The organism is Guyparkeria sp. (assembly GCF_041687595.1).
Classification (GTDB): Bacteria; Pseudomonadota; Gammaproteobacteria; order Halothiobacillales; family Halothiobacillaceae; genus Guyparkeria.
On the sequence record NZ_JAWLBP010000062.1, the window covers coordinates 1 to 10,420 of the forward strand.

The window sequence follows — 10,420 nt, forward strand, 5'->3', positions numbered from 1 at the left end:
TGCTCTTGATCGGCGTGATCCCCACCTGGCCCCATAGTCGCGGTTGGGGTTACGCACCCACGTGCGTACCCACCTGGAGAACCCGCCGAGTGAATAATGGCGGTCCGCGAGGGAGTCGCCGGAGGATGCCGCGTTCCTGACTACAACGATGTGCTGGCGGGCGCTCTTGAGGCCACTGCGATCGACAGCGATCGCGTCGCGCTGAGGGCTCGCCATGCGGCCTCCCACCGAGCTCTTCAGGACGCCATTGAGTGAACGCCGCGGCCGCAGAGGACCGGATGTCGAAGAACGGGCGTGGACAGTGCGTCACCGCACAGACCATAGGTGCCTGGGGCCGCTACTCTGGTCTTGTCAATCCTGGCGCATGCAACCGATAGGAAGCAGATCATGGAACACACCCAGTCAGTGCAATCGAAGCCCGACGCAAACCCCGGAAACGGGCAAGGCAAGCACGAACAGGTCGAGCGCGCAGCCGAAGGCGCCCACGAAACGGTGGACAAGATGGCCGATGCCACCCATAAGGCCGCCGATGCGATCGGCGAGAAGGGTGCACAGTTGCAAGACCTGCAAGAGGAATGGATGGAGAATGCCCGGGAATACATCAATAAGAACCCGGTGAAATCGGTCGGTATCGCCGTCGCAGGAGGCTTTTTGTTGAGCCGCCTGTTGAGCGGTCGCTAGAGGCCGCCTTCATGGACGCATCCTCCACCTCTACTGGCACCTCGGACCATCGTCCCGGGGTGCTGCAGGATGTCCGCTCTCTGGCCCGCGAGTTGCGGGGGCTGTTCCATGACCAGGTGGGTCTCGCCGCGCTGGAGACTCGCCAGGCCGGCGAAAGCCTCGTCTGGATGGTCATCCTGGGCGTGATGGTCGGCGGTTTGCTGCTCAGCGCGTGGCTGGGCCTGCTGGCGGCGATCATCCTGACGCTGATCGACCACGGTGTCGCCAGTCCCAGCGTGGCGCTACTGCTGGCGGTGGGCGCCAATCTGCTGCTCGCCGTGATCCTGGGCTGGGCGATCCGCCGCCAACTCCCTCATCTGCAGTTCCCCGCCACCGTGCGGAGCCTGACGCCCGACACGGAGAAGTCATCATGACCCGCGACGCACCGTCCTCCGAGCCGCTGGCGGCACGCATCAACGATGCCGAGCGGCGTCTGCTCGCGCGCCACCGATCGGTCCGTAAGCAGGGCACGATGCTGGGCCACAGCATCCGCGAGCGGCTTACGTCGCCGGCAATGTTGGGTTCGGCTGTCGGCGTGGGCATTCTGCTCGGAAATCGCACCCGAGGCCCGGATTCCGGTCCTTCATGGTTGCGGATGGCGATGAGTGCGATGCCCTGGATGCATACCTTGTTTACCACGGTGAAGCCCAGCGCACCGACGCAGTCCTCCTCGTCCTCCGAATTCCCGGATTAAGCCGCACTTTCCTGGGCCGTCTTGCGGGAGCAGCGGGCCTGCAGGCGGTGGGTAAAATCCCGCATGTTGTGAAGCGTGAGATCCGGGTAACCTCTCACAGTACCGACATACTCACTGTCGTGGCCGTTCCAGATGCGGGCATTCCACGACGCCGTGAATGCACCCCCGTGGACCATGCGGGAAGTTCGGCGACGATGAGGCGCAGCGAGACCTGCCGAAGCGAGGCGGGCGAGTGCGGAAATGGCCAGGCTGCCGCAAACCTGCACGACGCGGCGCCGGCGCTGCTGGCGCGGCGATCTCCTACCGAAGCTTCTGCACGGCCCACTTGCCACCAGGGACTGACATCTTGATGTCTAAATCCATCGAACCGATCGAAAATCACATCCTGGGCGTGTTGCCCGCGGAGGCCCAGGCGCGCCTGTTTCCACTGCTCGAACCCGTCACGCTGATGCTGGGCCAGGTCCTGTGCGAGTCCGGTGACAGCGGTGGCTACGTCTACTTCCCCACCGATTCGATCGTGTCGCTGCTGTACTTGATGGAGGACGGCGCCTCGGCCGAGATCTCGGTGGTGGGCCACGATGGCATGGTCGGCATCGCGCTGTTCATGGGCGGCGGGAGCACGACCACCCGCTCCGTCGTGCAAAGCGCCGGCCACGGCTTCCGCCTGAGCCGCACGCAGTTCGAGGCCGAGATCGACCGGCACGGCGCGCTGCTCGATCTGATGCTGCGCTACAGCCAGGCTCTGATCACGCAGATGGCGCAAACAGCGGTGTGCAATCGCCACCATTCCATCGACCAGCAACTGTGCCGCTGGCTGCTGCTGTCGCTGGACCGGCTGTCAGGCAACGAGCTGTTGATGACCCAGGAGTTGATCGCGAACATGCTCGGCGTGCGCCGCGAAGGCGTCACCGAGGCCGCCGGCAAGCTGGACAAGCTGGGCGTGATCAAGTACCGGCGCGGACACATCACGGTGCTGGATCGCCCTCGGCTCGAGACGCTGAGTTGCGAGTGCTACAAGGTTGTCAAGAGCGAAACGGACCGCCTGCTGCCGTGGAACCCTCGCCGCAAGGCGTGACTCGTTTTCAGCGTTCCCTTATTCGGTTCCGGTTTCATGGGGCTGGAGGGAGGTCCCGCTGGTTGAGCCCCGGAACCAGGACCTGACCAGGGATACAAACACGCCCCCGGTGAGCATGCCCAGGAAGTAGACCAGGATGACCAGAACGGACAGCGGCAGGGTCAGACGCAAGGTGACAAAGTGAACTGTCACCGTAGGCAGGTTCTGAATCGTGAAGACCAGAGCGACTGCACTGACGAGAACGATCAGAGAAATGTAGACGTAGCGCATGAAGACCCCCTGATTCGCCCGACGCTCTGCAGGGCTCGCTCGAGCAGGCACCATGTGTTTGAACGCATGCGCTGGCGCCCGGGAAACCCCTGCATGCGCGATTTCAGATCCATATTTTGGGATTCCGACATCCCTGCCCTGACGCGACCCAGCCGGGGCGCTGCCAGATCGCGTGCACCACGTGATGGTCCCCCGGATCGGTGGCCGCGCTCACGCGATCGGCAGTGGACGCCTGGCTCGGCCCATCGGGGGAGTCGTTGCCGTTCGCGCCGGCACCCAGCGTCAAGACAGTCAGAATGCCAAGCATTGAGCCAACTTTATTCATCACCTTCATGACCGGTCTCCTGCGTGGCTCGCAGAGGGTTGCGTGCCGGCCAACTCACCGCCACGTCGTACCGATTCTGCCCACCGTTCGGCCCGGTCGTGCGCCCTACGCACGGACCGGACCCTGAAAAAGGGAGGGAAGACCCTTTTCAAGGTGCCGCTGGCGGGGCATCCATGTCCCGCTGTGGCTCACTGATTCCCAACAGCCAACTAGAACGTCAGGCCCGCTGCATCGACGCTCTTCACGCCGCGCAACTCCTCGACCAGTTCGACCGCCAGCTCGCGCTCCGCTTCGCTGTCGACCTTGCCGCTCAGTTCGACGATACCGTCGTCGGTGGTCACCGAGATGTCGCTGCCGGAAACACCGTCCGACCACATGAAGGTGGACTTCGCCTTGGTGGTGATCCAGAGGTCGGTGATGAATTCCCCCGTATCCGCCGCCACCTCGCGGGTCTTGTCCATGGCGGCTTCTCCGGCACCCGGCTCCTTGGCGGTATCCGACTCCTTGGCAGTATCCGGCTCCTGGGCGGTACCCGGTTCCTTGACCTGCAGCTGGTTGTCCACCGACACGACGCCCGGGGTGGTCGTCGCCAGGCGTTCCGCGAGGTCCTTGGCCTCCTGAGATTCAGCCGTCCCCTCCAGCGTGACATTGCCGGACTCCGTACTCACCTCCGTGGCCAGCCCCTCCGCGTGCCGCGTCCACATCAGCTTGGACTTGACCGCCGCAGTGATCGTGGCATCGGTGACACGATCGCCAAAGCTGGGGCCTTCAGCCGCCTCGGGTGGCGTATAGTCAGCATCGATCACGAGTTGGTTGTCCACTTCCGTGACCCCCTCAACGCTCAGCGCGAACTGCTCCGCCAGTTCCTTGTTGATGTCCTCCGGCACGACTCCGGTCAGCGAAACCGTACCGTCCTGCACCGACACCGTGATGTTGCGGGCCTGCAGATGCGGACTCAGTGCATAGGTCGTCGAGATCTGGGCCTCCAGCCGGGCATCGCTTACGTCGGCCGACCCGGTACCCTGGGCAAAGGTACCGCCCGTGGCGCCCAATGCGAGCGCAACGCCTGAAGCGATGATCAGTTTCCGAAATTTCGTGTTCATGATGTTTCTCCATCTTCAAAAGGGCTTGTGACGAGCTTCGATCCGACGCATGGCTACGGTCGAAGAGCACGGATGCGATGGGGATCCCCTACGGCTCAACGACCTTCCATGAGTTGGCCGAACGGTCAGAATGACGAAGTGTCGGGGTGGCGTCGGTACGCTAGGGCACTTAGTGGCAGGGTTGGACAGGAACTCCGCGCCAGCGGGTGCGTGACTACCTGCGCGATGACCGGAGTCCGCAACCCTGGTGAGCCATGACACCACACGGGGAGTGCAGTTGAGCATCGGATGGATGCGGGACTGGGGTGATCATGGAGTCGATTGCTGACGTAGCGCCGACTCCAGCTTCTTGGTCTCGGTGATGTCGACCAGGGTGATCACCACCCCGTCGATCACGTTATCCAGCCTGCGGTAGGGCATGATCCGCACAGTGAACCAGCGGCCGTCGTCGGTTGTGATCTGCTTCTCCGAGGAGGCCAGGGTGCGCAGAGTGTCGCGCGCGTCGTCGTGCAGGTCCGGGTATTGCAGGCTGGTGGTCAGGTCGCTGAGCGGCCGGCCGATGTCGCTTTCCCGAAGACGGACGATGCTGGATGCCCGATCGGTATAGCGCCGGACGTTCAGGTTCTGATCCAGGAACAGGATGGCGATCTCGATGCTGTTCAGCACGTTCTGCATATCGCTCTGGGCGAGCGCGAGGGCGTCGAGCTTGGCCTGCAGCTCGGCGTTGATCGTCTGCAGTTCCTCGTTCATGGACTGCATCTCTTCCTTCGAGCTGTTCAATTCCTCATTGGTCGACTGCAGCTCCTCGTTAGCGGATTGCAGTTCCTCGTTGGCAGACTGCGACTCTTCCCGGGACGCGCGCGCCTCCTCGCGCAAGGACTCAATCTCGGCCCGGTACTGTTGCAGCTCGGCGACATCAGGCGACGGCTCTGCGTCCTTGAGCCTGTGCCGCCCGCGTCCAGCCGTGCCCGGGGCCAGATCACGGAACACGATCATCGTCATGCCGCGCAGGGGGGGTGCCTCATGAAATGCCTGCACAGTGACATCCACGCGCTGCACACCGCTCGGTGTGGACAGTTCCAGGCTGTGCAGGTGCACGGGGTCGTTCTGCGTGGCGGCCTTCCTCAGCGCGCCAGCCAGGGGCGCACGCAGGCCTTCCCGGGCCATTGCGAAGATATTCCAGTTGGCCTTGCCGGCGGCCGGCTCGAGGTACTTTCCGGTGCGGCCGCTGATGTAGACGATGTCCCCGTCGCCGTTGAGCACGACCGCCGCCGGCGCGTACACCTGCAGCAGAACCTGATCGGCCGCCACCTGCAGCACATCGGTGGGCCGTGCGGGAACCTCGGGTGGGGACACGGCGTGCTCCTTGGTCGGACCGGACAGGGGCGGGAACGATTTCAGCAGGGAATCGGGCCCGCCCCTGGAGGCGTGATCCTGGCGCAGGTAGAGCCGCAGCCGGGACTCGATCGGGGTAAACAAGTGGCTGAACCGCCCAACGGTTTCCGAATTCCCAAGGAACAGCACGCCCCCCGGGCGCAGACTGTAGTGGAGCAGGGGCAGCACCCTGCGTTGCAACACGGGCCCGAAGTAGATCAGCAGATTGCGGCAGACCACCAGGTCGAGTTTGGTGAAGGGCGGATCAAGCACCACGTCGTGCTGGGCGAACAGCACCATGTCCCGGATATCCTGGTTGATCTGGTAATGGTCTTCATGGGTGCTGAAGAAGCGGGCCAGCCTCGGAGGGGATACGTCGTCACGGATCGAAAGCGGATACTGGCCCCGGCGCGCCACCGCAATCGCGTCCGGGCTCAGATCCGATGCGAAGATCTGAAGCGTAAAGGCATGCGGCTGCGACCGCTCCACGACCTCGCTGAATACCATGGCCAGCGAATAGGCCTCCTCGCCGGTCGAGCAACCGATCACCCAGGCGCGCAGCCTGTGGTCCCCCTCCTTCCGCCGCGCCAGGAGTTCCGGCAGGACCACCTCCGCCAAATGCTCCCAGGCCTCGGGATCGCGGAAGAAACGGGTCACACCGATCAGCAGTTCCTTGAACAGCAGGTCGCCCTCCTGCGCGTTGTGCTCGAGGAACTCTGCATACTCTTCCAGCGCGGAGATGCCATGGATGGCCATGCGCCGTTCCGCCCGGCGGCGGAGGGTGCTGGGCTTGTACAGCGAAAAGTCATGGCGGGTCCGGCGCTGCAGCAGGGCGACGATGCGTTGCAGCGGGGAGGAGGTCGCCAGGGATGGCGTCTCGGCCGTGACGTCGCGCGAGTCCGGCACCTGGGCCACGACGGCCAGAATGCGGGACGGCAGCTCGCCCGGCGGTCCGACGATATCGGCGCAGCCCGCCTCGATCGCGCTTCTGGGCATCGAATCGAACTGCGCCGATTCGGGGTTCTGCACCGCGGTCAGACCACCCACGCCCTTGATCGCCTGCAGGCCCAGTGTGCCATCCGAGCCCATGCCGGAGAGCACCACCCCGATGGCACGCTCGCCCTGTCCGCTGGCCAGCGACGAGAACAGGACGTTGATCGGCAGGCGCATGCCCCGTGGCTCCGCAGGTGCGGCCAGGTGCAGCATGCCGTCGCCCACGGTGAGTTCCGTATTCGGGGGGATCACGTACACGCGGTTGGGTTGGATGCGCATGTCCTGTTCGGCCGCGTGCACCGGCATGACGGTGACCCGTTGCAGCAGCTCGGGCAGCAGCGCCTTCTGCGTGGGGTCGAGATGCTGCACCACGACACAAGCGACGCCACTGTCGGGCGGTATCTCTTGCAGGAACTGCTCCAGCGCGACCAAACCGCCGGCCGAGGCGCCGATACCCATGATGCGCGTTGCCGCCGGAGGGTTTGGAAGGGGGCTGCCACCCATGCCTCAACCGCTCCCGCGTGCACTCACGCCGGCGACGGCTCGCAGCTCGAGACGATCATCAGCACGGCCTCGCCGCCCGGGGCCAGGCTTGCGGTGATTCGCAACGGCTCCGGGCCGTTTCCCCGATCGCTCGATGCAACCTCGCAGCAGCCACCCTGGGCGCCTTCGCGCAACGCCTCGATCAACCCGAGGACCGCCGGTCGGCTGTCGCGCGCGAAGAACGGAGAGATGGGCTGGCCTGCGAGTCCGTCCGATCCGGTGCCGAGCAGTTCGGCTCCGGCTCGGTTGCCTTCCAGGACCTGACCATCGAGCCCGACCACCAGGTAACCCACCGGCGCGAAGTCATAGAGGCCCCGGTAATGGGCCAGGGCCTCGGCCAGTTCCTGCTGATCGGCTTCGAGCTGGGCGTGCTGCAGATCCAGTTCCACCTGGTGCGTCTGGAGTTCACTCAGCAGCTTGAGCGCATCCGCCGCGGTATCGGGGGCGCTGGCCAGTCTGTAAAGGAGCGCCAGAGTATCCGCTCCAACCGCCCAGCCACGGGTGGGTGGGGCCGAGCCCTGTCGGAGCCGAGCTTCGGCATCCAGGCGCAATTGCGCCTGCTTCTCGAACTCGGGATTCAGATTCCGCATGGGTCCTCCGTTTACAGCCTTCGAAGGGTCGCACCCTCCGTGCCGGCATCATGGCCCGAACCCCGGAGGTCCGTTTCCCGGCGGGGCCGGTGCCGCGGGAACCCGCGCCCACCCGGACCACGCCCGGGAGACTGCAGCGGCGCGGCGTCCCGGCAACACCTCCGGACCGTCCAGGTCAGGCAGAATCCTTGACGTCCTTCTTCAGGTCGCCATATCCGGCCTGGATCTTCCCGCCGGCCTTCTGAATCCTTCCCCTGTGTTCGAGCTCCCGGTCGCCGACGGCCTTGCCGGTGGCCTGCTTCATTTTGCCCTTCACCTCTTCGGCGCGGCCTTTGACCTGGTCCTTGTTCATGCGCTTTTCCTGATAACGGATGACGATAAAGGGGTCGCGTTCGGGGTATCCGACCCGCTGGTCAGTCACTGGCGTCCTCAATGCTGTCACCAGCGTCTTCGATCGACTCGCCGGCTTCGTCCACGGCGTCGTCGACGTTCTCGCCGGCCTTCTCGGCCGGACCCTGCTCGCAGCCGGCCAGTGAGACGAGCAGCAGACCCGAGATCAGGGCGGTACCCGTCAGTGTTTGGAATTTCGTCATTGTCTTCCTCCTGGTGATGATTGCTTCCGGAGTTTGGAGCAACCGCGTTGACTGGAATCAGGCTACGGCAGCCCATTCCCCATGTCCGTCTGCTACCGAACATAACCTGTGGTCAGGACCAGGCCCGCCCAGGGGTCCGTGAATCCGGCCTCTCTGTGCGGCGCCGCACCGACGCGACCCTCGGCCGCGCATATCATGATCCGTGAAACACCGGGTTTGGAAGTCCATCGCCGGACCCGTCCATACAGAGGAGAAGCTCATGAATCAGATCATCTACATCGTCGGCGCCATCGTCATCATCCTGTTCATCCTTGGGTTCCTCGGCCTTCGGTAAGAACGCCGATCGTCGCGGCGGCGGTTCCGCTTGCGCAACCGCCCTGACTGCCCACAAGCTCAACGACCACGGCGCCCGCGTTGGTCCCGATCCGCCGATCCCACACGGTCCCTTGCCAGGCGCGCTCAACGAACCTCACGGTGCGTAAAGCCGCCAGGCACACTGATGGACGGGCAGGGGCGTCGCGGCCGTTGCCGGTAGCCGGGCAATCCCCGCCAGTACGCTCACGCGCTTAGTGGAGGCATCGCCTGGTTCGCGTGCTCGAAGGAAACGAGGCGCCGGCGGTCCTCGTCCCACAGGGCGAGCCGCACACATCGCAGGCTTTGCCGCAGCGTGACACGACTGATCTCGCGAAGCCGCGGATGGTTTTTCAGCACCTCGGGCAGCCGGTAGAACGGGATGCGGCTGGCGAGATGGTGCACGTGGTGCACCCCGATATTCGCAGTCAGCCAGCGCAGGGGAACGGGCAGATCGTAGTAGGAGCTGCCGTAAAGGGCCGTTTCGTGGAAGCTCCACCGGTCGTCGTGGGCCCAACGGGTATTCTCGAACTGATGCTGGACATAGAACAGCCAGACGCCGATCGCACCGGCGAGGACCGCGATCGGCAGATGGACGACAAGAAAGGTTCCCGCCCCCACCAGCGAGATCATCGCGGTGGCGAGAAGCACGATGGCCGCATTGGTGCCCATGGTGCTCAGCCAGGGCATCCATCCCGCGCGCATGAAACCGACGGGGACGCGATTGCTCAGCATGAAGAGGTAGATCGGCCCCAGACCGAACAGGACCAGCGGGTGCCGGTACAGGCGGTAGCGCAGGCGCTGAGACCGATCCAGGGCCTGGTATTCGCCTACGCTCAAGGTATGGATGCTGCCCACGCGCGAGCGATCCAGATTGCCGGAATGCGCGTGATGGAGGGCGTGGGTGTAACGCCAGAAATCGTAGGGCGTGAGCGTCAGCACGCCGAGTGCCCGTCCCACCCAGTCGTTGGCGCGCCGGGAGGGAAAGAAGGACCCGTGCCCGCAGTCATGCTGGATCATGAACAGGCGCACGAGAAACCCGGCTGCGGGCACGGCCAGCAACAGGCCGATCCAGTAGCCGGCATTCACGCTTGCCCAGGTCAGGAACCAGAAGACGCCGAACGGGATCACCGTGATGAACAGTTCGAAGACGCTGCGGGCGAGGTGCGGCGCACGATAGGCGGCCAGGGTGCGCTGCAAGGCACGGGGATCGACGGTGGTTTCGGGATGCGGTTCTTGCGGTTCCATCAGTGGACTCCGGAATGGGCTCGGCACCCGACCCCGGGCTTCGAGACCCATTGCCGGCGTGCCGGTTTCTGACACAGGGCCATCGGCCTCGATACCGAGGCCGGAAGGCTTACTACATACTGGACCCAAGCACCCTCGCTGTATGTTCGCTGCCGCACAATCGGCTCGAGACGCCGCGAGATGTTCGGGCCCAGGGTATTGCGGATTGCGATGGCCCACCACGCTTTCCCTGCATGCCGCAGCAGGCGTTCACACGGTTCGGCCAGGATAGGCCTCCCCATGTGCGGCCGTTTCTCCTGGCCGAATATCGAGGCGTCTCGCGGTGCTCCAGATGATCACGCGCGTTTCCCCCGACACCTGAAACCCACGACGATGCCTCCCCTGGAACAGACCTGTTCGCCCTCGGGTGAAGGCGCGATATCGAACAACGGCATCCATTGGTCGGGGGGAGATTGGCGCTTTGGCGCCTGCCCCTGCACCTCCGGCGCACCGGAGGCGCAGGAGTCTGACCATCAACTGTCGCCAGATTGGCGCTCGGTAT

The 10,420-nt window shown here is 64.6% G+C and carries 13 protein-coding genes; 5 read left to right on the plus strand and 8 right to left on the minus strand.

Features of this window, described 5'->3' with window-relative positions; translation table 11 throughout:
• The first annotated feature begins 5 nt into the window (after nucleotides 1-5).
• The 5 genes from ACESL5_RS08850 (at nucleotide 6) to ACESL5_RS08870 (ending at nucleotide 2,489) form a co-directional block, all read left to right on the plus strand.
• The gene (locus tag ACESL5_RS08850; RefSeq protein ID WP_372592433.1) at nucleotides 6-140 is read left to right on the plus strand and encodes a DUF3309 domain-containing protein; all 135 of its coding nucleotides are present in this window, start codon (nucleotides 6-8) and stop codon (nucleotides 138-140) included.
• A gap of 247 nt (nucleotides 141-387) precedes the next feature.
• Nucleotides 388-681 (plus strand): YqjD family protein, encoded by a 294-nt coding sequence (locus ACESL5_RS08855; protein ID WP_372592421.1) that lies wholly within the window; start codon nucleotides 388-390, stop codon nucleotides 679-681.
• A gap of 11 nt (nucleotides 682-692) precedes the next feature.
• On the plus strand, nucleotides 693-1,094 hold the full coding sequence (locus tag ACESL5_RS08860; protein ID WP_372592422.1) for a phage holin family protein: 402 nt from the start codon (nucleotides 693-695) through the stop codon (nucleotides 1,092-1,094).
• On the plus strand, nucleotides 1,091-1,414 hold the full coding sequence (locus ACESL5_RS08865; protein WP_372592423.1) for a hypothetical protein: 324 nt from the start codon (nucleotides 1,091-1,093) through the stop codon (nucleotides 1,412-1,414). The genes ACESL5_RS08860 and ACESL5_RS08865 overlap by 4 nt, the downstream gene beginning before the upstream one ends.
• Nucleotides 1,415-1,763: 349 nt before the next feature.
• A complete protein-coding gene (locus tag ACESL5_RS08870) occupies nucleotides 1,764-2,489 on the plus strand; it encodes a Crp/Fnr family transcriptional regulator (protein ID WP_372592424.1) in 726 nt (241 codons plus the stop codon).
• Nucleotides 2,490-2,507: 18 nt separating this feature from the next.
• On the opposite strand, the gene ACESL5_RS08875 is transcribed toward ACESL5_RS08870, so the two are convergent.
• The 8 genes from ACESL5_RS08875 to ACESL5_RS08910 all read right to left on the minus strand — a co-directional run bounded on the left by ACESL5_RS08875 (nucleotide 2,508) and on the right by ACESL5_RS08910 (nucleotide 9,879).
• On the minus strand, nucleotides 2,508-2,759 hold the full coding sequence (locus tag ACESL5_RS08875) for a DUF1049 domain-containing protein (protein ID WP_372592425.1): 252 nt from the start codon (nucleotides 2,757-2,759) through the stop codon (nucleotides 2,508-2,510).
• 103 nt (nucleotides 2,760-2,862) lie between these two features.
• Complete coding sequence (locus tag ACESL5_RS08880; RefSeq protein WP_372592426.1) at nucleotides 2,863-3,093, minus strand: hypothetical protein; 231 nt, start codon at nucleotides 3,091-3,093, stop codon at nucleotides 2,863-2,865.
• A gap of 200 nt (nucleotides 3,094-3,293) precedes the next feature.
• Complete coding sequence (locus tag ACESL5_RS08885) at nucleotides 3,294-4,187, minus strand: BON domain-containing protein (RefSeq protein ID WP_372592427.1); 894 nt, start codon at nucleotides 4,185-4,187, stop codon at nucleotides 3,294-3,296.
• Nucleotides 4,188-4,496: 309 nt separating this feature from the next.
• On the minus strand, nucleotides 4,497-7,058 hold the full coding sequence (locus ACESL5_RS08890; protein WP_372592428.1) for a chemotaxis protein CheB: 2,562 nt from the start codon (nucleotides 7,056-7,058) through the stop codon (nucleotides 4,497-4,499).
• Between the two features lie 23 nt (nucleotides 7,059-7,081).
• Complete coding sequence (locus ACESL5_RS08895; RefSeq protein ID WP_372592429.1) at nucleotides 7,082-7,687, minus strand: PAS domain S-box protein; 606 nt, start codon at nucleotides 7,685-7,687, stop codon at nucleotides 7,082-7,084.
• 175 nt (nucleotides 7,688-7,862) lie between these two features.
• Nucleotides 7,863-8,039: a CsbD family protein gene (locus ACESL5_RS08900; RefSeq protein WP_372592430.1), complete on the minus strand. Its 177-nt coding sequence runs from the start codon at nucleotides 8,037-8,039 to the stop codon at nucleotides 7,863-7,865.
• Nucleotides 8,040-8,100: 61 nt separating this feature from the next.
• Nucleotides 8,101-8,280: a hypothetical protein gene (locus ACESL5_RS08905; RefSeq protein ID WP_372592431.1), complete on the minus strand. Its 180-nt coding sequence runs from the start codon at nucleotides 8,278-8,280 to the stop codon at nucleotides 8,101-8,103.
• Nucleotides 8,281-8,838: 558 nt separating this feature from the next.
• The gene (locus ACESL5_RS08910) at nucleotides 8,839-9,879 is read right to left on the minus strand and encodes a fatty acid desaturase (protein ID WP_372592432.1); all 1,041 of its coding nucleotides are present in this window, start codon (nucleotides 9,877-9,879) and stop codon (nucleotides 8,839-8,841) included.
• Nucleotides 9,880-10,420: the final 541 nt, after the last annotated feature.

Coding starts and splice junctions, on each gene's coding strand:
- ACESL5_RS08895 (WP_372592429.1), bottom strand. CDS start 7,687: ATGCGGAATCTGAATCCCGAGTTCGAGAAGCAGGCGCAATTGCGCCTG.
- ACESL5_RS08885 (WP_372592427.1), bottom strand. CDS start 4,187: ATGAACACGAAATTTCGGAAACTGATCATCGCTTCAGGCGTTGCGCTC.
- ACESL5_RS08870 (WP_372592424.1), top strand. CDS start 1,764: ATGTCTAAATCCATCGAACCGATCGAAAATCACATCCTGGGCGTGTTG.
- ACESL5_RS08910 (WP_372592432.1), bottom strand. CDS start 9,879: ATGGAACCGCAAGAACCGCATCCCGAAACCACCGTCGATCCCCGTGCC.
- ACESL5_RS08890 (WP_372592428.1), bottom strand. CDS start 7,058: ATGGGTGGCAGCCCCCTTCCAAACCCTCCGGCGGCAACGCGCATCATG.
- ACESL5_RS08880 (WP_372592426.1), bottom strand. CDS start 3,093: ATGAAGGTGATGAATAAAGTTGGCTCAATGCTTGGCATTCTGACTGTC.
- ACESL5_RS08905 (WP_372592431.1), bottom strand. CDS start 8,280: ATGACGAAATTCCAAACACTGACGGGTACCGCCCTGATCTCGGGTCTG.
- ACESL5_RS08875 (WP_372592425.1), bottom strand. CDS start 2,759: ATGCGCTACGTCTACATTTCTCTGATCGTTCTCGTCAGTGCAGTCGCT.
- ACESL5_RS08855 (WP_372592421.1), top strand. CDS start 388: ATGGAACACACCCAGTCAGTGCAATCGAAGCCCGACGCAAACCCCGGA.
- ACESL5_RS08865 (WP_372592423.1), top strand. CDS start 1,091: ATGACCCGCGACGCACCGTCCTCCGAGCCGCTGGCGGCACGCATCAAC.
- ACESL5_RS08900 (WP_372592430.1), bottom strand. CDS start 8,039: ATGAACAAGGACCAGGTCAAAGGCCGCGCCGAAGAGGTGAAGGGCAAA.
- ACESL5_RS08860 (WP_372592422.1), top strand. CDS start 693: ATGGACGCATCCTCCACCTCTACTGGCACCTCGGACCATCGTCCCGGG.